At 70.8% G+C, this 20,187-nt stretch carries 22 protein-coding genes; 14 read left to right on the top strand and 8 right to left on the bottom strand.

Features of this window, described 5'->3' with window-relative positions; genetic code table 11:
* Nucleotides 1-4: 4 nt before the first annotated feature.
* The 11 genes from F1734_RS19590 (at nucleotide 5) to tuf (ending at nucleotide 11,399) form a co-directional block, all read left to right on the top strand.
* Entirely contained in the window at nucleotides 5-2,245 is a 2,241-nt protein-coding gene (locus F1734_RS19590; RefSeq protein WP_203010955.1) for an acetyl/propionyl/methylcrotonyl-CoA carboxylase subunit alpha, read from the top strand.
* Nucleotides 2,245-3,405, top strand: coding sequence for an acyl-CoA dehydrogenase family protein (locus tag F1734_RS19585; protein ID WP_010591984.1), 1,161 nt, complete (start codon nucleotides 2,245-2,247; stop codon nucleotides 3,403-3,405). Before F1734_RS19590 ends, F1734_RS19585 begins: the two co-directional genes overlap by 1 nt.
* Nucleotides 3,406-3,416: 11 nt before the next feature.
* Nucleotides 3,417-4,196 (top strand): enoyl-CoA hydratase family protein, encoded by a 780-nt coding sequence (locus tag F1734_RS19580; protein ID WP_010591983.1) that lies wholly within the window; start codon nucleotides 3,417-3,419, stop codon nucleotides 4,194-4,196.
* A gap of 147 nt (nucleotides 4,197-4,343) precedes the next feature.
* Nucleotides 4,344-5,000 carry a TetR/AcrR family transcriptional regulator gene (locus tag F1734_RS19575; RefSeq protein ID WP_010591982.1) on the top strand — a complete coding sequence of 219 codons (657 nt, stop codon included), beginning with the start codon at nucleotides 4,344-4,346 and terminating at the stop codon, nucleotides 4,998-5,000.
* Nucleotides 4,997-5,626: a TetR/AcrR family transcriptional regulator gene (locus tag F1734_RS19570; protein ID WP_010591981.1), complete on the top strand. Its 630-nt coding sequence runs from the start codon at nucleotides 4,997-4,999 to the stop codon at nucleotides 5,624-5,626. The genes F1734_RS19575 and F1734_RS19570 overlap by 4 nt, the downstream gene beginning before the upstream one ends.
* A 9-nt stretch (nucleotides 5,627-5,635) precedes the next feature.
* On the top strand, nucleotides 5,636-6,178 hold the full coding sequence (locus F1734_RS19565; protein WP_048773952.1) for a DUF3558 domain-containing protein: 543 nt from the start codon (nucleotides 5,636-5,638) through the stop codon (nucleotides 6,176-6,178).
* Entirely contained in the window at nucleotides 6,175-6,708 is a 534-nt protein-coding gene (locus F1734_RS19560) for a DUF3558 domain-containing protein (protein ID WP_010591979.1), read from the top strand. The genes F1734_RS19565 and F1734_RS19560 overlap by 4 nt, the downstream gene beginning before the upstream one ends.
* Nucleotides 6,709-7,018: 310 nt before the next feature.
* On the top strand, nucleotides 7,019-7,393 hold the full coding sequence (gene rpsL, locus F1734_RS19555) for a 30S ribosomal protein S12 (RefSeq protein ID WP_003937662.1): 375 nt from the start codon (nucleotides 7,019-7,021) through the stop codon (nucleotides 7,391-7,393).
* Entirely contained in the window at nucleotides 7,393-7,863 is a 471-nt protein-coding gene (gene rpsG / locus F1734_RS19550) for a 30S ribosomal protein S7 (protein WP_003937663.1), read from the top strand. Before rpsL ends, rpsG begins: the two co-directional genes overlap by 1 nt.
* Nucleotides 7,864-8,010: 147 nt before the next feature.
* On the top strand, nucleotides 8,011-10,113 hold the full coding sequence (gene fusA, locus F1734_RS19545) for an elongation factor G (protein ID WP_010591978.1): 2,103 nt from the start codon (nucleotides 8,011-8,013) through the stop codon (nucleotides 10,111-10,113).
* A gap of 95 nt (nucleotides 10,114-10,208) precedes the next feature.
* Entirely contained in the window at nucleotides 10,209-11,399 is a 1,191-nt protein-coding gene (gene tuf / locus F1734_RS19540; protein WP_003937665.1) for an elongation factor Tu, read from the top strand.
* Between the two features lie 228 nt (nucleotides 11,400-11,627).
* Here tuf and F1734_RS19535 read toward each other — a convergent pair whose 3' ends face one another.
* Genes F1734_RS19535 through F1734_RS19515 form a run of 5 tightly spaced genes read right to left on the bottom strand, consistent with a single transcriptional unit; the run spans nucleotide 11,628 to nucleotide 14,190 of the window.
* Nucleotides 11,628-12,197, bottom strand: coding sequence for an Asp23/Gls24 family envelope stress response protein (locus F1734_RS19535; RefSeq protein WP_010591977.1), 570 nt, complete (start codon nucleotides 12,195-12,197; stop codon nucleotides 11,628-11,630).
* The gene (locus F1734_RS19530; protein WP_010591976.1) at nucleotides 12,194-13,231 is read right to left on the bottom strand and encodes a DUF6286 domain-containing Asp23/Gls24 family envelope stress response protein; all 1,038 of its coding nucleotides are present in this window, start codon (nucleotides 13,229-13,231) and stop codon (nucleotides 12,194-12,196) included. The genes F1734_RS19535 and F1734_RS19530 overlap by 4 nt, the downstream gene beginning before the upstream one ends.
* A complete protein-coding gene (locus F1734_RS19525) occupies nucleotides 13,224-13,418 on the bottom strand; it encodes a hypothetical protein (protein ID WP_010591975.1) in 195 nt (64 codons plus the stop codon). The genes F1734_RS19530 and F1734_RS19525 overlap by 8 nt, the downstream gene beginning before the upstream one ends.
* On the bottom strand, nucleotides 13,415-13,732 hold the full coding sequence (locus F1734_RS19520; protein WP_010591974.1) for an Asp23/Gls24 family envelope stress response protein: 318 nt from the start codon (nucleotides 13,730-13,732) through the stop codon (nucleotides 13,415-13,417). Before F1734_RS19520 ends, F1734_RS19525 begins: the two co-directional genes overlap by 4 nt.
* Nucleotides 13,729-14,190, bottom strand: coding sequence for an Asp23/Gls24 family envelope stress response protein (locus F1734_RS19515; RefSeq protein ID WP_010591973.1), 462 nt, complete (start codon nucleotides 14,188-14,190; stop codon nucleotides 13,729-13,731). Before F1734_RS19515 ends, F1734_RS19520 begins: the two co-directional genes overlap by 4 nt.
* Nucleotides 14,191-14,369: 179 nt before the next feature.
* Here F1734_RS19515 and F1734_RS19510 point away from each other — a divergent pair, with 179 nt between their 5' ends.
* Together F1734_RS19510 and F1734_RS19505 are read left to right on the top strand one after the other, a co-directional pair.
* The gene (locus F1734_RS19510) at nucleotides 14,370-15,560 is read left to right on the top strand and encodes an NAD(P)/FAD-dependent oxidoreductase (protein WP_203010953.1); all 1,191 of its coding nucleotides are present in this window, start codon (nucleotides 14,370-14,372) and stop codon (nucleotides 15,558-15,560) included.
* A gap of 31 nt (nucleotides 15,561-15,591) precedes the next feature.
* Entirely contained in the window at nucleotides 15,592-16,407 is an 816-nt protein-coding gene (locus tag F1734_RS19505; protein ID WP_010591971.1) for a glutamate racemase, read from the top strand.
* Between the two features lie 13 nt (nucleotides 16,408-16,420).
* Here the strand turns inward: F1734_RS19505 and F1734_RS19500 are convergent, their stop codons facing one another.
* Both F1734_RS19500 and F1734_RS19495 read right to left on the bottom strand, forming a co-directional pair.
* Nucleotides 16,421-17,032, bottom strand: coding sequence for a TetR/AcrR family transcriptional regulator (locus tag F1734_RS19500; protein WP_010591970.1), 612 nt, complete (start codon nucleotides 17,030-17,032; stop codon nucleotides 16,421-16,423).
* A gap of 105 nt (nucleotides 17,033-17,137) precedes the next feature.
* The gene (locus tag F1734_RS19495; protein ID WP_010591969.1) at nucleotides 17,138-17,503 is read right to left on the bottom strand and encodes an SPW repeat domain-containing protein; all 366 of its coding nucleotides are present in this window, start codon (nucleotides 17,501-17,503) and stop codon (nucleotides 17,138-17,140) included.
* Between the two features lie 227 nt (nucleotides 17,504-17,730).
* Between F1734_RS19495 and F1734_RS19490 the strand changes: the two genes are divergently transcribed.
* Nucleotides 17,731-18,978 (top strand): MFS transporter, encoded by a 1,248-nt coding sequence (locus F1734_RS19490; protein WP_017679998.1) that lies wholly within the window; start codon nucleotides 17,731-17,733, stop codon nucleotides 18,976-18,978.
* Nucleotides 18,979-18,997: 19 nt separating this feature from the next.
* Here the strand turns inward: F1734_RS19490 and F1734_RS19485 are convergent, their stop codons facing one another.
* Complete coding sequence (locus tag F1734_RS19485) at nucleotides 18,998-20,053, bottom strand: ferredoxin--NADP reductase (protein ID WP_010591967.1); 1,056 nt, start codon at nucleotides 20,051-20,053, stop codon at nucleotides 18,998-19,000.
* Between the last annotated feature and the right edge of the window lie 134 nt (nucleotides 20,054-20,187).

Genomic DNA, 20,187 nt, shown 5'->3' with positions numbered 1-20,187 from the left:
AGCAGTGAACCGTTCCGACACCGTCACCACCGTGCTCGTCGCCAATCGCGGCGAGATCGCCCGCCGGGTGTTCGCCTCCTGCCGGCGGGCCGGCCTCGGCACCGTCGCCGTGTTCTCCGACGCGGACGCCGACAGCCCGCACGTCACCGAGGCCGACGTCGCGGTGCACCTGCCCGGCACTGCCCCCGCCGACACGTACCTCCGCGGCGAGGCGATCATCGCGGCTGCCCGCACGGCGGGGGCCGACGCGATCCACCCGGGGTACGGGTTTCTCTCGGAGAACGCCGAATTCGCGAGGGCGGTCCTCGACGCGGGACTGACCTGGATCGGGCCGGACCCGGACTCCATCGCCCGGATGGGTTCGAAGGTCGAGGCCAAGAAGATCATGGCCGACGCCGGCGTGCCGGTGCTGGCCGAGCTGGACCCGGCCGCGTTGACCGAGGCCGACCTGCCCGTGCTGATCAAGGCCTCCGCCGGGGGCGGCGGCCGCGGCATGCGGGTCGTCCGCGACCTGGCCGAACTGTCCGACCAGCTCGCCGCGGCCCGACGTGAGGCACAGTCCGCATTCGGCGACCCGACGGTGTTCTGCGAGCGCTACCTCGAAACGGGGCGGCACATCGAAGTGCAGGTCCTCGCGGACCGGCACGGGACCGTGTGGGCGGTGGGGGAGCGCGAATGCTCGATCCAGCGGCGGCATCAGAAGGTGGTCGAGGAGGCCCCGTCGCCGCTCGTCGACGCCACCCCCGGCATGCGGGAGCGGCTGTTCGAGGCGGCCCGGCGCGCCGCGCACGCCATCGACTACGAGGGCGCCGGGACGGTCGAGTTCCTCGCGACCGGGGCGAGCGAAGCGACGGGAAATGTCGCCGGGGCGAGCGAAGCGACGGGAAATGTCGCCGGGGCGAGCGAAGCGACGGGAAATGTCGCCGGGGCGAGCGAAGCGACGGGAAATGTCGCCGGGGCGAGCGAAGCGACGGGAAATGTCGCCGGGGCGAGCGAAGCGACGGGAAATGTCGCCGGGGCGAGCGAAGCGACGGGAAATGTCGCCGGGGCGAGCGAAGCGACGGGAAATGTCACTGCCGGAGGTGAGTTCTTCTTCCTCGAGATGAACACCCGGCTGCAGGTCGAGCACCCGGTCACCGAGTGCACCACCGGGCTCGACCTCGTCGACCTGCAGCTCCAGATCGCTGCCGGCGGCCGTCTCGATCCCGAACCCCCTCCGGCGAGCGGACATTCGATCGAGGTGCGGCTCTACGCGGAGGACCCCGCCGAGGACTGGCGGCCGCAGTCCGGCACGGTGCACCGCCTCGCCCTGCCCGGTCGCGTCTCCGAGTTCGAGGTGCTGCCCGGGCCCGGGCTGCGTCTGGACGCCGGCGTCGAGGACGGCTCGGTGGTGGGCGTGCACTACGACCCGATGCTCGCCAAGGTGATCGCCTACGCCCCGACCCGGGACCGCGCGGCCCGCATGCTCGCGACGTCGCTCACCCGTGCCGAGGTGCACGGCCTGCGCACCAACCGGGACCTGCTCGTGAACGTGCTCCGGCATCCCGAGTTCCTGGCCGGCAACACCGACACCGCCTTCTTCGACACACACGGGCTCGCCACGCTCGCCGCACCCCTCGCCGACGCCGCCGCCGAGTCGCTGTCCGCGCTCGCCGCGGCCCTGGCCGACGCCGCCGCTCGTCGTGCGACGGCGACGGTCGGCCGCGGCCTGCCGAGCGGCTGGCGCAACCTGCCGTCGCAGCCACAGGTCAAGCGGTACGACGGCGACCACGGTGAACACGAGGTGCGGTACCGGCTCACCCGGCACGGCCTGGTCGCCGACGGCCATCCGGGCATCGTCCTCGTCGCACACACCGAGCGCCGGGTGGTGCTCGCGATCGACGGCGCGCAGCGGCAGTTCCACGTCGCGCGCTACGGCGACACGGTGCACGTGGACTCCTCGCTCGGTCCGGTGCGGTTGCGAGCGATCCCGCGGTTCGTCGAACCCTCGGCCCATGTCGCCGCGGGGTCGCTGCTCGCGCCGATGCCCGGGTCGGTGATCCGGATCGGGGCAACGGTCGGCGACGCGGTCGACGCGGGGCAACCGGTCCTGTGGCTCGAGGCGATGAAGATGGAACACATCGTCAAGGCCCCCGCCGCGGGCGTGCTCACCGAACTGCCCGTGGCCGTCGGCACCCAGGTCGAACTGGGCGCCGTGCTGGCCGTCGTCACCCCCACCGAGTCCACCGACACCCAGGAGAAGTGATGAGCGTCATCGAAACCGACGAGCAGAAGCAGCTGCGGGCTGCGGTCGCGGGCCTGGCCAAGCGCTACAACTACACCGACTACGTGCTGCCGAAGGCCCGCAAGGGCGAACCGCTGACCGAGCTGTGGCGGGAGGCCGCCGGGCTCGGATTCCTGGGCGTGAACCTGCCGGAGGAATTCGGCGGCGGCGGGGCCGGCATCTACGAACTCGCCCTGGTGCAGGAGGAACTCGCCGCGCAGGGCTGCGGGCTGCTGCTGGTGGTCGTCTCGCCCGCCATCTGCGGCACCATCATCGCCAAGTTCGGCACCGACGAGCAGAAGCAGCGCTGGCTGCCCGGGCTCGCCGACGGCTCGAAGATCATGGCGTTCGGCATCACCGAGCCCGATGCCGGGTCCAATTCGCACCAGATCACCACCGTCGCGCGCCGCGACGGCGAGGACTGGATCCTCCACGGCAGCAAGATCTACATCTCCGGCGTGGACCAGGCCGACGCGGTGCTCGTCGTCGCCCGCACCGAGGACGCGAAGAGCGGGAAGCTGCGGCCGGCGCTGTTCATCGTCCCGACCGATGCCGAGAACTTCGTCAAGACGCCGATGGAGATGGACATCGTCGAGCCGGACCATCAGTTCACCCTGTTCCTCGACGACGTGCGACTGCCGGCGGACGCGCTGGTGGGGGAGCCGGACGCGGCGCTGATGCAGTTGTTCGCGGGCCTGAATCCGGAGCGGATCCTCGGCGCGGCGATGGCCGTCGGGATGGGCCGCTACGCCCTGGACGCCGCGGTGCGGTACGCCAACGAACGCACCGTGTGGAAGTCGCCGATCGGGGCTCACCAGGGCATCGCCCACCCGCTCGCCCAGTGCAAGATCGAGCTCGAGCTGGCGAAGCTGATGATGCAGAAGGCGGCGGTGCTGTACGACAGCGGCGACGACTTCGGTGCTGCCGAGGCCGCGAACATGGCCAAGTACGCCGCGGCCGAGGCCAGCATCAAGTCGCTCGACCAGGCGATCCAGACCCACGGCGGGGGCGGGCTCACCCGGGAGTACGGGCTGGCCGCGATGCTCGGCGCGGCGCGCATCGCACGGGTGGCGCCGGTGAGCCGGGAGATGATCCTCAACTTCGTGTCCCAGCATTCGCTGGGTCTGCCCCGGTCGTACTGAGGGGAGCGCCGGTGTCCGAGACGTTCGTCCGGTACGAGGTGAGCGAGGGATTCGCCACCCTCACTCTCGACTCGCCGCACAACCGCAATGCGATCTCCGCCAGGCTCGTCGCGCAGCTCCGGCAGGGACTTGCCGACGCGGCCGCCGACGACGGGGTCCGCGCCGTCGTGCTCACCCACGAGGGCGGCACCTTCTGCGCCGGGGCCGACCTGAGCGAGGCGAGCACCGCGGAGGGCGGCGTCGCCGCGGCGGCCGCCGCCCGGACCCGGGAGATGACGGCGGTGCTGCGTTCGATCCTGGAGCTGCCCAAACCGGTGATCGGGCGGATCGACGGGCACGTGCGCGCCGGCGGCATGGGGTTGGTCGGCGCGTGCGATCTCGCCGTCGCCGGGCCCCGGTCGACGTTCGCGCTGACCGAGGCCCGGCTGGGCCTGGCCGCGTCGATCATCTCGCTGACGGTGCTGCCGCGGCTCACCTCCCGCGCCGCGAGCCGCTACTTCCTCACCGGGGAGCGGTTCGGGCCGGAGGTCGCGGCGGCGATCGGCCTGGTCACCGTGGAGACCGACGATCCGCGGGCCGCGGTGGCGGAGATCCTCGCCCAGCTGCGGGAGTGTTCCCCGCAGGGGCTGGGCGAATCCAAGCGGCTGACCACGATGCGGATGCTCGCCGACTTCGATCGGTACGGCGACGCGCTGGCGGAGCAGTCGGCGCGGCTGTTCGGCTCGCCGGAGGCGGTCGAGGGGATGACCGCGTTCCTGCAGAAGCGGCCGCCGGCGTGGAGCCGTCCGTGAGGGACGGTCCGCCGCCCCGGCCGGGACGTGCCCGAGACCTGCCGGGCGCGCGCGTGCGGGCGGTCGTCGGCGGCACCCGTCCCGGGCACCTCACGTGGACGGTCACCCTCCGCGAGCCGGCGCGCCGGTCTGCCTAATCTGATCGCCATGAGCAGCCCGTCCCCGGACACCCGCCGTCGCGGCGAGCAGGAACGCAGCCGCGCCACCCGCAAGCGGATCCTCGACGCGGCGGTGGCCGTGCTGGTCGAGCACGGCTACTCCAACGCCACCACGGTGCGCATCCAGCAGGCTGCCGGCGTGTCCCGCGGACGGCTGCTGCACCACTACCCGTCGCGGGACGCCCTGCTCGTCGCCGCCGTGCACCACCTCGCCGCCCAGGGCGTCCAGGGCCTCGACGGCGACCATCCCTGGCCCGCCGACCCGGTCGAACGTATCGCCGTCGCGGTCGATCGGATGTGGTGGAACTTCCGGCAGCCGTACTTCTGGGCCTCGATGGAGCTGTGGCTCGCCGCGCGCGGTCACGAGGAACTCCGGGCCGAGCTGCTGCCGCTCGAACGAATCCTGGGCCGGATGATCAAGGAGCAGACGACCGCGAACTTCGGTCCGGAGATCGCCAACCGCCCCCGGTTCGTCGAGGTGCGCGACCTGATCTATCAGGCGATGCGCGGGGCGGCCCTCGGGTACGCCATCGACCCGCGCGACCCGCTGACCGAACCCCAGCTGGCGGTGTGGCGCCGCCAGATGGAACGGGTCCTGGTGGACGACGAACCCGGGGATTCCGCCGCCGGGGGTGCGCTGCGATGACCCGCCAGCCCAAACAGGATCGGAGCCGGGCCACACGCCGCCGGCTGCTCGAGGCGAGCATCGACTGCCTCGCGGAGCTGGGATGGGGCGCGACCACCGTGGGCGTCGTCGCCGAACGGGCGGGAGTCTCCCGCGGCGCCGCGCAGCACCACTTCCCGACCCGGGAGGACCTGATCACCGCGGCGCTCGAGTTCATGTTCGACAGCCGCATGGACCTCGCCCGCCGCGAGCCCGTCGACATGCCCGTCGGCGCGGCCCGCACCGAGGCGGTGGTGCGCCGGCTCGTCGACTACTACACCGGCAGCCTGTTCAAGGCGGCGCTGCAGGTGTGGACGGCCGCGGCGGCCGATCCGGAACTGCGGGCCCGCATCGTCCCCCTGGAGGAACGCTTCGGCCGCGTCGCCCACCGGGTCGCCGTCGAGCAGCTCGGCGTGGACGAGGTCGACCCGACGGTGCACCGCATGGTGCAGGCGACCCTCGACCTCGCGCGCGGGCTCGGCCTCGCCGACGTCCTCACCGACGACTCGCGGCGTCGGGCCGAGATCGTGCGGCACTGGGCCGCGCAGCTGGACACGGTGCTCGACGCGGCCCGGCAGCGTTCGGCGGCGCAGCACCCGGCCGGTTAGGTTGGTGTCATGCCTCCCAAGCTGGCCACGGTCGCGGTCCTCGGGCTCGCCGGTGCCGTCGTCGCCGGATGTGGTTCGGATGCGGCCGAGGCCCCGGCGCCGGGCGCGGCGCCCACGCCGCAGGTGACCGAGCCGGGCCCGTTCTTCGGTGCGTGCGGGTCGGTCACCGACGACGAGGTGGCCCGGGCCTTCGGGCTGGGGTCGTTCGCACAGGTCACCCGCAACTCGGTGGGGTGCGAATGGGAGCTGGTCGGGGCGGGCGGCCCGAGCGTGACGTTCTCCTGGTACCGCGGCAGTCCGATCGGCCGCGAACGGGCCGGCTCCGATCTGATCGGCCGGCCCGCGATCGACGTGGAGATCGACGGCAGACCCGGCTTCCAGGGCTCGGCGCAGAACGACGTCGGGCAGACCGTGCTGTGCGAGATCGGCGTGCAGTTCGGCGGTGACTTCGTGCACTGGTCCGTGACGTACGGACCCTTCACCCCGGCCGCGGACGCGTGCGTGGTGGCCCGCGACCTGGCCGAGCTCAGCGCGGAAAGGGCACAGGAGTGACGCGGACGAAGCGGGCAGCGGCGCTGCCGGTGGCGCTGGCCCTGGTTGCGGCGCTCGCCGGGTGCGGCAGCACGATCGAGGGGCAGGCGGTGCCGCAGGGGGCCGGATCGGGTGGTGCCTCCGCCGAGTTCACCCGCCTGCTCACCGAATGCGACGCCGTCACCGACGAGCAGATCGCGGAGGCGGTCGGCGTGGAGGCGATCGAGCGAGGCTTCTTCGGGGCGATCTGCCGGTGGGACACCGCGGGCTCGGCGAAGGTCACCTTCAACTGGTTCGAGACCGGTTCCCTGGACACCGAGCGGGGGACGGCGCAACGGCTGGGATACACGGTGGAGAACACGACCGTGGAGGGTCGGCGGGCGGTGCTGATGCGCCCGCCCGACGACCCGGCGTCCTGCGGGATCTCGGCGGGAGCGTCCACGACGGGGATCTTCGGCTGGTGGGTGCAGTACGCCCCCGGCTCGCAGTCCCCGGATCCGTGTGCGGCGGCCGTCACGCTGGCCCGACTGACCCTCGACCTCAGCAGTTGAGCGGCGGCGGACCCCCGCGGCTCGCTTTGACCTTGCGCCGCGCCGCCGGGTATCGTTGTGGGTCGTGTCCGGCATGCCCGGGCCGATCTGTGTGCCTATGCGAGGTAGTGCCGTGCGCGCGGTCTGTGGAATCTCCGCAGGAGCGAGCCCCCGGCTGCCTGTGTGGGGGTACGCGACACGCCCGACCTCGTGTGCACACGAGGGGTGGGTGCGGGGCAGCAGCTCTCTTGCCCCAACCGATGGATCCCTAATTTCAGAACAGCCAAGGTTGCTCGTGCGAGCAGTCTTCAGACAACGAGAAAGCCGGTAGATGCCAACCATCAATCAGCTGGTCCGCAAGGGCCGCCGCGACAAGGCCGCCAAGGTCAAGACCGCGGCCCTCAAGGGCAGCCCGCAGCGTCGCGGCGTGTGCACTCGCGTGTACACCACCACCCCGAAGAAGCCGAACTCGGCGCTCCGGAAGGTCGCCCGCGTGCGTCTGACCAGCTCCGTCGAGGTCACCGCCTACATCCCGGGTGAGGGTCACAACCTGCAGGAGCACTCGATGGTGCTCGTGCGCGGTGGTCGTGTGAAGGACCTCCCCGGTGTCCGCTACAAGATCATCCGCGGTTCTCTCGACACCCAGGGTGTCAAGAACCGCAAGCAGGCGCGCAGCCGCTACGGCGCGAAGAAGGAGAAGGGCTGATGCCACGTAAGGGTCCCGCTCCGAAGCGTCCCCTGATCGCCGACCCGGTCTACGGGTCGCCGCTGGTCACCCAGCTGGTCAACAAGATCCTGCTGGACGGCAAGAAGTCCACCGCCGAGCGCATCGTCTACGAGGCACTCGAGCGGGCGCGCGAGAAGACCGGCACCGATCCGGTCGTCACCCTCAAGCGCGCGCTGGACAACGTCAAGCCCGCTCTCGAGGTGCGCAGCCGCCGTGTCGGTGGCGCCACCTACCAGGTGCCGGTCGAGGTTCGTCCCGGCCGGTCGACCACCCTCGCGCTGCGGTGGCTGGTCACCTTCTCGCGTCAGCGTCGTGAGAAGACGATGGTCGAGCGTCTCGCGAACGAGCTCCTCGACGCCAGCAACGGCCTGGGTGCGTCCGTGAAGCGTCGCGAGGACACCCACAAGATGGCCGAGGCCAACAAGGCGTTCGCGCACTACCGCTGGTGAGTCGCCGCCGGCCGGGAGGATCCGGTGCTACCGACATCCTCCCGGCCGGCCGCTCGCACAACTGTGTCGGTCCCTCAAGGCCGGCTGAACATCCGAGAACACTGGTCCGCACCCTAGGACCGACACGAGCTACGAGCGGGGTTACCTGTGGCACAGGAAGTGCTGACCGACCTGAACAAGGTCCGCAACATCGGCATCATGGCGCACATCGATGCCGGCAAGACCACGACGACCGAGCGCATCCTCTTCTACACCGGTGTGAACTACAAGATCGGTGAGACCCACGACGGTGCGTCGACCACCGACTGGATGGAGCAGGAGAAGGAACGCGGCATCACCATCACCTCCGCCGCGGTGACCTGCTTCTGGAACAAGAACCAGATCAACATCATCGACACCCCCGGCCACGTCGACTTCACGGTCGAGGTCGAGCGGTCGCTGCGCGTCCTCGACGGCGCGGTCGCCGTGTTCGACGGCAAGGAGGGCGTCGAGCCGCAGTCCGAGCAGGTCTGGCGGCAGGCTGCCAAGTACGACGTTCCGCGCATCTGCTTCGTCAACAAGATGGACAAGATGGGCGCGGACTTCTACTTCACGGTCCAGACCATCATCGACCGCCTCGGCGCCAAGCCGCTCGTGCTGCAGCTGCCGATCGGTGCCGAGGACGCGTTCGACGGCGTCGTCGACCTGGTCGAGATGAAGGCCTACACGTGGCGTGGCACCGTCGAGATCGGTGCCGAGCCGACCGTCGAGGAGATCCCTGCGGACCTGGCCGACAAGGCCGCCGAGTACCGCGAGAAGCTGCTCGAGACCGTCGCCGAGAGCGACGAAGAGCTCATGGAGAAGTACTTCGGTGGCGAGGAACTGACCGTCGCCGAGATCAAGGGCGCCATCCGGAAGCTGACCGTCGCCTCCGAGCTGTACCCGGTGCTGTGCGGGTCCGCGTTCAAGAACAAGGGCATCCAGCCCATGCTCGACGCGGTCATCGACTACCTGCCGAACCCGCTCGACATCGGCGAGGTCGAGGGCCACAAGCTCGGTGACGAGGAGGAGGCCCTCACCCGCAAGCCGAGCAAGGACGAGCCCTTCTCCGCGCTGGCGTTCAAGATCGCCGCGCACCCGTTCTTCGGCAAGCTGACCTTCGTGCGCGTGTACTCCGGTCGCATCGAGCCGGGCGCCCAGGTGCTCAACGCCACCAAGGGCAAGAAGGAGCGCATCGGCAAGCTCTTCCAGATGCACGCCAACAAGGAGAACCCGGTCGACGAGGCGGTGGCCGGCCACATCTACGCGATGATCGGCCTCAAGGACACCACGACCGGCGACACCCTGTGCGCGCAGGACGCCCCGATCGTGCTCGAGTCCATGACCTTCCCGGATCCGGTCATCCAGGTCTCCATCGAGCCGAAGACCAAGTCCGACCAGGAGAAGCTGGGCACCGCGATCCAGAAGCTGGCCGAGGAGGATCCCACCTTCTCCGTCGAGCTGGACGAGGAGACCGGCCAGACCGTCATCGGCGGCATGGGCGAGCTCCACCTCGACATCCTCGTCGACCGGATGCGTCGCGAGTTCAAGGTCGAGGCCAACGTCGGCAAGCCGCAGGTGGCGTACCGCGAGACCATCACCAAGCGGGTCGAGAAGCTCGAGTTCACGCACAAGAAGCAGACCGGTGGTTCCGGCCAGTTCGCGAAGGTCATCATCGCCCTCGAGCCGTTCGTGGGCGAGGACGGCGCGACCTACGAGTTCGAGAACAAGGTCACCGGTGGCCGCGTGCCGCGCGAGTACATCCCCTCGGTGGACGCCGGCGCGCAGGACGCCATGCAGTACGGCGTGCTCGCCGGGTATCCGCTGGTGAACGTCAAGGTCACCCTGCTCGACGGCGCCTACCACGACGTGGACTCGTCGGAAATGGCGTTCAAGATCGCCGGTTCGCAGGCCCTGAAGGAGGCTGCGCGCAAGGCTGCGCCGGTCATCCTCGAGCCGCTCATGGCTGTCGAGGTCACCACCCCCGAGGACTACATGGGTGAAGTGATCGGCGACCTCAACTCCCGCCGTGGCCAGATCCAGGCCATGGAGGAACGCAGTGGTGCCCGTGTCGTGAAGGCGCTGGTTCCGCTCTCGGAGATGTTCGGTTACATCGGGGACCTGCGGTCGAAGACCCAGGGTCGCGCGAACTTCTCCATGGTGTTCGATTCCTACGCTGAGGTTCCGTCGAACGTCTCGAAGGAAATCATCGCCAAGGCGACCGGCGAGTAACCTCGGTTGCAGAACCGGTCGGCTGCACGACCAAGTAAGTAACAAAACCGCACTGCTGCATACTGCAAGCAACAACAGTCCAGGAGGACCCTCAAGTGGCGAAGGCGAAGTTCGAGCGGACCAAGCCGCACGTGAACATCGGCACCATCGGTCACGTCGACCACGGCAAGACCACCACCACGGCTGCCATCACCAAGGTGCTCGCCGACAAGTACCCGGACCTGAACGAGAGCTTCGCGTTCGACCAGATCGACAAGGCTCCGGAGGAGAAGGCTCGTGGTATCACGATCAACATCTCCCACGTCGAGTACCAGACCGAGAAGCGCCACTACGCGCACGTCGACGCCCCGGGTCACGCCGACTACATCAAGAACATGATCACCGGTGCGGCTCAGATGGACGGCGCGATCCTGGTCGTGGCCGCCACCGACGGCCCGATGCCGCAGACTCGCGAGCACGTGCTGCTCGCCCGTCAGGTCGGTGTGCCCTACATCCTGGTCGCCCTGAACAAGGCCGACATGGTCGACGACGAGGAGATCCTCGAGCTCGTCGAGATGGAGGTCCGCGAGCTGCTGGCCGCCCAGGAGTTCGACGAGAACGCCCCGGTCATCCCGATCTCGGCGCTCAAGGCGCTCGAGGGCGACGAGAAGTGGGTCAAGTCCATCGAGGACCTGATGGACGCCGTCGACGAGTCCATCCCGGACCCGGTCCGTGAGACCGACAAGCCGTTCCTCATGCCCGTCGAGGACGTCTTCACCATCACCGGTCGTGGCACGGTCGTCACCGGCCGCATCGAGCGCGGTGTCATCAACGTGAACGAGGAGGTCGAGATCGTCGGTATCCGCCCGACCTCGACCAAGACCACGGTCACCGGCATCGAGATGTTCCGCAAGCTGCTCGACCAGGGCCAGGCCGGCGACAACGTCGGTCTGCTGGTCCGCGGCATCAAGCGCGAGGACGTCGAGCGCGGCCAGGTCGTCGTGAAGCCGGGCACCACCACTCCGCACACGGAGTTCGAGGGCCAGGCGTACATCCTCAACAAGGAGGAGGGCGGCCGCCACACGCCGTTCTTCAACAACTACCGTCCGCAGTTCTACTTCCGTACCACGGACGTGACGGGCGTTGTGACCCTTCCCGAGGGCACCGAGATGGTCATGCCGGGCGACAACACCGAGATGTCGGTCGTCCTGATCCAGCCGGTCGCCATGGACGAGGGCCTGCGCTTCGCGATCCGCGAGGGTGGCCGCACCGTCGGCGCCGGTCGCGTCACGAAGATCATCAAGTAGGCACCGCCTACGCGATCATCAAGTAGGCACCGCCTACGCGATCATCAAGTAGGCACCGCCTACGCGATCATCAAGTGAGCTAGTTCTCGCTGACGTCGGACGGCGTCCATCCCTCGGGGTGGGCGCCGTTCGGCGTTTCCGGGATCGAGCGGAAGTATCGCCGAGTCCGACGAGGTGAGCGGCACATTCGCTCGGCTCGGTGGGCGGCCCGGGAGACGACCGACCGGGCTACGCGGCCGGTTCGGGGTGAGCCGGATCCAGGTGCAGCAGGACCTGCGTCGCCACCCGGGCCCCGCCCAGGGCGCGGGCGGCCCGCTCGGCGGTTTCCTCGGCACGGGCGGTGAAGTCGGCGACGTCGATGTTCGGGTCCGCGTACACCGTGATCGACAGGGTCGGCAAGTGGCGTTCGACGACGGCCCGGCTGCGGGTGGCCCGCACACCGGGCAGGGCCGCCAGTTCGCCGGCGACACCGTCGGCCACCGGTCCGAGTTCCACGGCCAGAGTGGCCTCGGTGACCTCGTCGTACAGCTGCACCCGCGACGTCCGGCGCCGGGAGAAGTTGACCGCCAGGAGCACGATCCCGATCGTCACGCCCACGGCCACGGCGGTCCACAGCGCCCCCTCCCACCAGGACTGGTCGGGGACGTCGATGATGCGGGGGCGGTCCAGGCGGGCCAGCCATTCGCGGGCGAAACGCACCTGCCAGACCCAGGCCAGGGCGAACGCCCCGGCGCCGAGCAGCGCGGCGCCCACGGCGAACGTGAGCAAGCGGTTGACCAGGACGGTGCGCAGCTTCATCGTGCCGTCCTCGGTCGGTGCACCTGCACCACGAGCGTGATCGGCTCGGCGAGCAGTGCCAGGTTCGGGGCCACCGCGCCCCGGACCGCGGCGACCAGATCGGCGGTCGACTCCTCACCCGACCCCACGATGCTGACCAGCGCGCGACGGCGATCGACGACGGTGCGGGCCGTGTGCACTCCGGGCAGTGTCGACGCGTGGGCGCTGCACATCCGGGCCAGGTCGGTTCGGCGCATCCACACCGTGGGGACCGGTCCGGAGACCTGCAGCGGCACGTGCGTGCGGCGACGCGGCTTGACGGCCACCACCACGAGCACGACCCCCAGCAGGACCAGGGTCGCGGCGACGGGTGCGATCCAGCTCTGCCAGTGCAGCCGGCCGAACCACTCGAAGGAGTTGCGCAGCCACGGTGCGCCCGCGTACGTGCCGCGGACGATGAGCAGTTCCCGGGCCGCGGCGAACGCGAGCGCGAGTGCCCCCACGGCGATGAGCGCGGCCGCCGGCGCCGCGGCCGGGTGGGCGAGGGGCGGCAACGGCGCGACGACCGGGACCGGAGCCCGGTACTCGGTCCGGGCGACGATGTCGGCCTCGGTGTACTCGACCGGCACCGACGGTTCGTTGCGCTCGGCCGGCTCCGCGACGGACGTCGCGGCGACGAGGACGTTGAGTTCGTGCACCGGCAGACCGGTCAGCTCGTGGAGTTGACGGTCGACGGCGTCGTGCACCCGCCGGGTGAGGGCGGCGGCGTCGTAGGGCCATTCGGCCGCGATGTACAGGTTGACCGCGACGGCGCCGCCGCCGGTGGTGACGTCGGCGCGGGGCAGGTCCCGCCCGGTGAACAGGCTGAGTCCGCCGCGCTGGCGGGTCACCCCGGGCACCTGGAGTGCGGCGGCCGCGGCGATCCGCTCGACGGCGCGGTCCTTGATCACCAGCTGTCCGCGGTGCCCGACGGGGTCGACCGTCTCGGGGGCGACGGCGTCGGCGCCGGCCCGGGACGGCAGGGTCTCCGGCTCGGTGGGCGTGGAGTCAGCCACGGCCCCGGCTCCGCAGCAGGGCGCCCAGGTCGAGGAGGCCGTCCCGGTGGGCGCCGATCACCATGCCGACGGCGCCGAGCAGGATGCCGAACAGCAGACCGCTGAAGCCGCCGAGGATGCCGGCGAGGGCGAGGAGCAGGCCCGCCAGGAGTCCGACGGCGGTGTTGCTGACAGGGGTGTGGTTCATGGGGTCACCTCACTGGTCGGGTGCTCACCGTCGGGCGACGGGATCCGCAGGTCTTCGATGGTCACGTCGACGGGGACGCCGACCAGCGGCCCGAGCCGGTCCCGGACCGCGGCCGCGACGGCGTACAGGTCGGCCGGGTACTCGACGACGATGTGGACCGCGCACGTGTCCGCACCGAGGCGGATCCCGGTGACACGCCGGCCCGGCAGATATGTCGCGACCTCGCCGAAGGCTCCGCCGTGCAGGTCGGCGACGCCGGGCACCTCGAGGGCGGCGGCCGCGGCCAGTTCTGCGGGCTCGGCGGGAGTGGTCACTGGACGCGGGGTTTCAGGTCGTCGGCGACGCCCGTGGCCTCGTCGAACAGCACGACGTCGAAGACGGTGATGTTGACTTCGGTGACCTCGAGGCCGGTCATCCGTTCGACGGCGGCGATCACGTTGTGGCGGATCGCGACCGCGAGTTCGTGCAGGGCCACGCCGTATTCGGCGACGATGCCGATGTCGATCGCGGCCTGTTTCTCCCCGACCTCCACGGCGACGCCCTGGCCGTGGTTGATCCGCGCGCCGGGGATGCGGTCCCGCAGCGCCCCGACCACTCGTGCGGTGCCGGCGCCGACGTCGTAGACACCGCTGATCTCGCGGGTCGCGATTCCGGCGATCTTCGCCACGACCGCGTCGGCGATGATGGTGCGCCCCTGGGTGTCGACCGGCCCCGGAGCGATTCCGCTGCCGAACTGCACGCGGCTGATGCCTGCGCCGCTGTCGCTGGTCATGGGGGCTCCTCGTCGGCCTGCCGGATGAAGTTCTGTCCCTTCCGACTCTAGTAACTCCCGGCGGGTACGGGGTGCGCGGCTCGCGCGAAGGACGCCCTGTCCGGGAATCCCCGGATTTGGTAAAACAGTTGCACGGATTGTGGTGGCGTGGGTCACTGCCGGAGGAGAGGGCGCAGCGGGTGGGTGTGACGGGAGTACAGCGGATCGTCGTGGTCGGGGCCGGACTGGCGGGGGTGCGCGCCGCCGAGGAACTGCGTCGCGGCGAATTCGACGGGGAGCTCGTCCTGATCGGCGACGAACCGCACCTGCCCTACGACCGGCCGCCGCTGTCGAAGGAGGTCGTCCGGGGCGGCACCGACGACACCACGCTGCGGCCCCGGGAGTTCTTCGACGAACAGCGCATCGAGCTGCGGCTGGGCGTGCGGGCGCGGGAGCTCGACCCCGCGACCCGCACCTTCGCCCTGTCCGACGGGCAGAGCGTCGGCTTCGACGAGCTGATCATCGCCACCGGACTGCGGCCGAGGCCGCTGCCCGGCACGGACGGGCTCGCCGGAGTGCACGTGCTGCGGTCGTTGGACGACAGCCGGGCCCTGCGCGCGGGGATCGTCCCGGGCGGGCGGGCGCTGATCGTCGGCGCGGGGTTCATCGGGTGCGAGGTCGCGGCGAGCCTGCGGGGGCGGGGCATGGACGTGGTGCTGGTCGAGCCGCAGGCCACCCCGCTCGCGTCCGTGCTCGGCGAGCGGGTGGGCGCGCTGGTCGCCCGGCTGCACACCGAGGAGGGCGTCGAGGTCCGCACGGGCGTCGGGGTGCGGGAAGTACGCGGCGACGGCCGGGTCACCGGGGCAGTCCTCGGTGACGGCACCGAACTCGACGTGGACGTGGTCGTCGTCGGTATCGGCTCGGTGCCGGTCACCGACTGGCTCGACGGTTCGGGCGTGCGCGTGGACGACGGGGTGGTGTGCGACGGCGTGGGCCGCACGTCCGTCCCGCACGTGTGGGCGGTCGGCGACGTCGCGGCATGGGAGGTCTCGGACGGCCGCCGCGCGCGGCTCGAGCACTGGACGAACGCCGGTGAGCAGGCGAAGGTGCTCGCCGGCGCTCTGCTCGGCTCCGGTGTCGATCCGGTCGCGCAGGTGCCGTACTTCTGGAGCGATCAGTACGACGTGAAGATCCAGGCGCTCGGAGCGATCCGGGCCGACGACACCGTGCACGTGGTGCGCGACGACGGCCGCAAGTTCCTCGCCTACTACGAACGCGACGGCCGTCTCACGGGGGTGGTCGGCGCGGGACTGCCCGGGCAGGTGATGAAGATGCGCGGGAAGATCGCCGCGGGCGCACCGATCACGGAGATCCTCGCGCCCACGTCGTAGCCGCCGCGTCGGCGAACGCTAGATTCGTAGGGTGATCGTTGCGCTCATCGACTCGGGTCTCGGCCTGCTGCCGACGTCTGCCTGGCTGCGCCGATTGCGTCCCGAGCTGGACCTGATGCTGTCGATGGACCCGGACGGCGCCCCGTGGGGCCCGAAGCCCGGGGACTGGGTGATCGACCGGGTCGTGCGCACCGCGGAGCGGGCCGTGACCCGGGGTGCCGAGGTGGTCGTCCTGCCGTGCAACACGGCCTCGGTGACCGCGCTCGAGCATGTGCGCGAGGCCCTCGGCGACGAGATCCCGGTGATCGGAACCGTGCCGGCGATCAAGCCGGCCGCCGCGGCGTGCGAGTCGGTGGCGATCTGGGCCACCGCCGCGACCACCGCCAGCCGATACCAGGCCGACCTCGTCGCCCGGTTCGCCGGCGACCGCACGGTGGTGGGGGTGGCCTGTCACGGGCTCGCCGACGCCATCGACCGCGGCGACACCACCGCCGCGGCCACGGCCATCGCGGCGGCGGCGCAGCGCACCCCGCCCGACGTGGGTGGTGTCGTCCTCGGCTGTACCCACTACCCCCTCGTCGCCGACGTCATCGCCGCGCACCTACCGCCCGGGGTACGGCTGTTCGACAGCGCCGAAGCGGTGGCGGCGCAGACGCTGCGGCGCATCGACGCCCTCGGCCGGCCGTGGGCGGGCAGCGGGCGGGTCGAGGTGTTCCTGAGCGGCAGGCCCGGCGAGCTGCCCCCCGGCGCCCTCGGCTACCCGGCGGGCCGGCGGCTCGTCGACGGCATCGGCGACCCGACCGCGGGGCTGCCCGGCGACGAGGCTCCACGCGCCGAGACGCGCTGACCGGCCGTCCCGCTCAGCCCATCCCGGTCATGCCCGCGGCGACGAGGCGCGCGACGCCCCAGAGCTCGTCGGGGGAGGTGCCGTCGAGACCGAACAGCCGGTCGACCGTGGCAGCGGAGAACATGGCCGACACCCACGTCGTCGCGCAGGCCCGCAGGGTGCCCGGTTGTATCGGGCCGGGCACGCTGGCCTGCAGGACCCGCATGGTGGCCTCCTGGAGGGAGGTCCGCAGCCGGCGCAGCGGGACGCGCAGTCCGGGGTGGCTCTCGGCCTCACGCCAGATCACCCGGAGCAGCGAGGAGTGGTGGGTACGCAGGTCGAGGGCGGCGTCGAGGTTGACGAGACTGGCCGCCGGGTCGCCGGGGGAGACGAGGCCGGTGACGTCCTGGATCGGTTCGGCGGGCAGCCGCTCGGCAACGAGTGTCTCGAGGATCGACTCCTTGGTGGGGAAGTAGTAGAAGATCAGTCCCTTGGGTACATCCGCGGCGACGGCGATCGCCGTCGTCGAGGTGGCGTCGAAGCCGTGGGCGGCGAAGAGGGTTTCGGCGGCGTCGAGGATGTGCACGCGCGCGGCGTTGTCCCGCCGGGCGCGACGGCGCGGCGGTTTCGAGCCCGGGGTGCTCATGGCGTTCACCTCCGGGGGCACGGGCGGGAATGTGACGGCGCCAGGGGCGTGGGCGGACGGCCGGCATGCCGGCCGTCCGCGGGGTGTGTGACGCGGGGTGTGTGATCAGTGGTGCGTGGCCAGTCCGCCGTGTCCGTGCATCCGGGCGTTCATCGCGGGCAGCGCTGCTACCGCGACGACCACGGTGAGCACGCCCACCACCCAGGCCGTCCAGGATGCACCGCTGTACTCGGTGTAGCCCATGACCCAGGGGGACAGGAACAACAGCACGCCGAGCACACCCATCGCGTAGTCGATCGCTGCCATCGTGGGCCGGACGATCTGCGCGAGTCCGGTCAGCGCGATCAGCACGCCGAGAACGACGAGGGTCCACGTCGTCGTGGTGTCGGTGGTGACCCACAGGGGGGACAGGGCGGTGAAGACGCCCAGGATCACGGCCACGTAGTCCTGTAGCCGGCTGTCGGAGAACATGTCGAGCCTCCTCGTGCGTATCGGGTCCTGCCTTCGGTATAGACCTGATCGACCGGTCGGTCAACGGCCGGGACGTTGCACTGCGATAACACTCGAGCGCAGGTGAGAGGCGGTTTTTACCGGGAAGTGACCGGGCGGGGAATGATCGCCGAGGGCGGCATGTTCCACTAGTTCGTTGCCTTGGTCAACGAACTGTCGACCGTTCCCACGAGTTCCGAGGAGGTCCGATGCCGGAGTCGACGCCGGGTCGCTCCCTGCCACGCCGTCACGGTTTCCTGGCGGTCGGCACGGCCAGCTTCCTGCTCACCGCGTCGTCGTCCGCTCCCTCCCCGCTCTACCCGCTGTACCAGCAGCAGTGGGGCTTCTCGCCGGGGATGCTGACCGCCGTCTTCGCCGTGTACGCCCTGGCCCTGCTCGCCACCCTGCTGACGATCGGCTCGATCTCCGATCACGTCGGCCGCCGGCCCGTGCTGATCGGGGCGCTGCTGCTGCTCGTGGTGAGCATGGGCGTGTTCGTCCTCGCCGACGACGTGGGCTGGCTCGTCCTGGCCCGGGTGCTGCAAGGCCTCGCGGTCGGGGCCGCCACCGGCGCCGTGAGCGCCGCCGTGATCGACCTGCAACCGAGCCCCCGGCTCGGATCCTTCGTCAACAGTGTCGCGCCGTCGCTCGGGCTCGCCCTCGGTGCGGCCGGGGCGGGGCTGCTCGTGCAGTTCGCGCCCTTTCCCACCGTGCTGGTCTACGTCCTCGTCGTCGTGATCGCGCTGTCGCTGGCCGTCGTGCTCGTCTTCGTCCCCGACCGGGTGCCCGCGCCGGGCTTCGCGTCCCGCGGGGCCGCGCTGCGCAGCCTGCTGCCGAGCGCGTCCGTGCCGGCCGGGGTGCGGGGCCCGTACCTGGTGATCCTGCCGGGCCTGCTGTCGGCGTGGTCGCTCGGCGGGCTCTACATGTCCCTCGGGCCGTCGATCGTGGGTACGGTCTTCGGGATCGGCAACCGCCTCGTCGCCGGTCTGGCGATCTGCACGCTCTTCGCCTCCGGTTCGGTGGCGGCGACGATGCTGCGCGGCTTCGATCCGCGGCGCGTCGTCGTCGCGGGGACCGTGATCCTGGCCGCCGGCGTGGGCGTCGTCGTGACCGCCGTGCTCGGCGGGTGGGCCGTCGCCTACTTCGCCGGTACCGCCGTCGCGGGCTTCGGCTGGGGCGCGGCGTTCCTGGGAGCGATGAACGTCATCGGCGCCCTTGCGGCGCCACACGAGCGCGGGCGCCTGTTCGCCACCACGTTCGTCGTCTGCTACCTCGCGTTCTCCGTGCCGGCGGTGATCGCGGGCCTCGCGGCCGGCGTGTACGGGCTCACCGCGACGACGCTGGGCTACGGCGGCGCCGTGATCGTGCTCGCGCTCGGCGCCGGGGCGGGTGTGGCGCTGCGCGGCCCACGAAAGCCGGGCGTCCACCGGGTGGAGACGCCGGTCCTCGTCCGCTGAGACGAGGACCGGCGACGTCTCAGAAGACGATCTTGACGGTGTCCGTCACCGGGCGGGCCTGGCAGCCGAGGACGTAGCCTGCCTCGATGTCCTCGGGGTCGAGGATCTCGCAGTGCTCCATCTCGACCTTGCCGTCGAGGACGGTGCACGCACACGAGCCGCACTCGCCTTCCTGGCAGGAGTAGGGCACGTCGAGTCCCTTGGAGAGCATGATGTCGACGAGGGTCTGCGAGCGCGGCCACGGAATCGTGTGGGTTTCCCCGTCCAGCTCGACCTCCACCGTCGCGGCGTCGGCCGCCTCCTCGTCGCTCACCTCGAGGGGCGTGTGGTCGGCGAACGGGTCTCCCGCGAGGGAGTTGAACACCTCCGCGTGCACCTGCGTGCGCGGCATGCCCGCGATCTGCAGCGCCCGGTGCACGGCATCCATGAACGGGCCGGGGCCGCACATGAACGCCTCGTGGCTGCTGAACGGAGCCGCCAGGGTGGCGAGCTGCTCGGCGGACGGCAGGCCCTGCACGGACTCGAGCCAGTGCACGACGGTCAGGCGGGTCGGGTACTTCTCGGCCAGGGCGCGCAGCTCCTCGGCGAAGATGACCGACGCCTCGTCGCGGTTGGCGTAGACCAGCACGACCTTCCCGGAGCCCTGGGTCAGGGCCGACTTGAGGATCGAGACGACCGGGGTGATGCCGCTGCCCGCGCCGAACAGCAGGAAGTCGTGGTCGAGCGACTTCGGGGTGAAGACGCCCGACGGCGGCAGGACCTCGATGCGGTCGCCGGCGGAGATCCGGTCGCACAGCCAGTTGGACCCGTAGCCGTCGACGGTCCGCTTGACCGTGACCTTGGGGGCGTCGTCGGTGTACGGGGAGCTGGCCAGCGAGTAGCAGCGGGCCACGGAGCCGGTCTGCTCGCTCGGAATGCGCAGGGTCAGGAACTGTCCGGGCTTGTACGCGAACTTGTCCTGGAGCTCGGCCGGCACGTCGAAGACGATCGAGCGCGAGTCCGGCGTCTCCTCGATGACTGCGGAGACGGTCAGGATCGCGGATCGCGAGCCGTGCGGCACCTCGACTGTCGTCATGGCCAGGTCGGTCCTTCCGTGGTGCGGGTGAAGCAATCTAGAACGCGTTCTAGTTCCAGGTTATCAGCAACACGACGCTACCGGGACGGGGCGCGTCGGCCTGCGGTCGGCTCCCGATCAGCGGGAACGGACCC

Source organism: Rhodococcus ruber, from assembly GCF_016804345.1.
Classification (GTDB): Bacteria; Actinomycetota; Actinomycetes; order Mycobacteriales; family Mycobacteriaceae; genus Rhodococcus; species Rhodococcus ruber.
This window is presented reverse-complemented; position numbering and strand designations above follow the sequence as displayed.

Excerpts from the sequence above, each read along its gene's own strand:
- F1734_RS19500 (WP_010591970.1), bottom strand. The coding sequence starts at position 17,032 with ATGAGCACCCCGGGCTCGAAACCGCCGCGCCGTCGCGCCCGGCGGGAC.
- F1734_RS19570 (WP_010591981.1), top strand. The coding sequence starts at position 4,997 with ATGACCCGCCAGCCCAAACAGGATCGGAGCCGGGCCACACGCCGCCGG.
- F1734_RS19515 (WP_010591973.1), bottom strand. The coding sequence starts at position 14,190 with ATGACCAGCGACAGCGGCGCAGGCATCAGCCGCGTGCAGTTCGGCAGC.
- F1734_RS19525 (WP_010591975.1), bottom strand. The coding sequence starts at position 13,418 with ATGAACCACACCCCTGTCAGCAACACCGCCGTCGGACTCCTGGCGGGC.
- F1734_RS19495 (WP_010591969.1), bottom strand. The coding sequence starts at position 17,503 with ATGTTCTCCGACAGCCGGCTACAGGACTACGTGGCCGTGATCCTGGGC.
- F1734_RS19535 (WP_010591977.1), bottom strand. The coding sequence starts at position 12,197 with ATGAAGCTGCGCACCGTCCTGGTCAACCGCTTGCTCACGTTCGCCGTG.
- rpsG (WP_003937663.1), top strand. The coding sequence starts at position 7,393 with ATGCCACGTAAGGGTCCCGCTCCGAAGCGTCCCCTGATCGCCGACCCG.
- F1734_RS19565 (WP_048773952.1), top strand. The coding sequence starts at position 5,636 with ATGCCTCCCAAGCTGGCCACGGTCGCGGTCCTCGGGCTCGCCGGTGCC.
- F1734_RS19485 (WP_010591967.1), bottom strand. The coding sequence starts at position 20,053 with ATGACGACAGTCGAGGTGCCGCACGGCTCGCGATCCGCGATCCTGACC.
- F1734_RS19490 (WP_017679998.1), top strand. The coding sequence starts at position 17,731 with ATGCCGGAGTCGACGCCGGGTCGCTCCCTGCCACGCCGTCACGGTTTC.
- rpsL (WP_003937662.1), top strand. The coding sequence starts at position 7,019 with ATGCCAACCATCAATCAGCTGGTCCGCAAGGGCCGCCGCGACAAGGCC.
- F1734_RS19585 (WP_010591984.1), top strand. The coding sequence starts at position 2,245 with ATGAGCGTCATCGAAACCGACGAGCAGAAGCAGCTGCGGGCTGCGGTC.
- F1734_RS19575 (WP_010591982.1), top strand. The coding sequence starts at position 4,344 with ATGAGCAGCCCGTCCCCGGACACCCGCCGTCGCGGCGAGCAGGAACGC.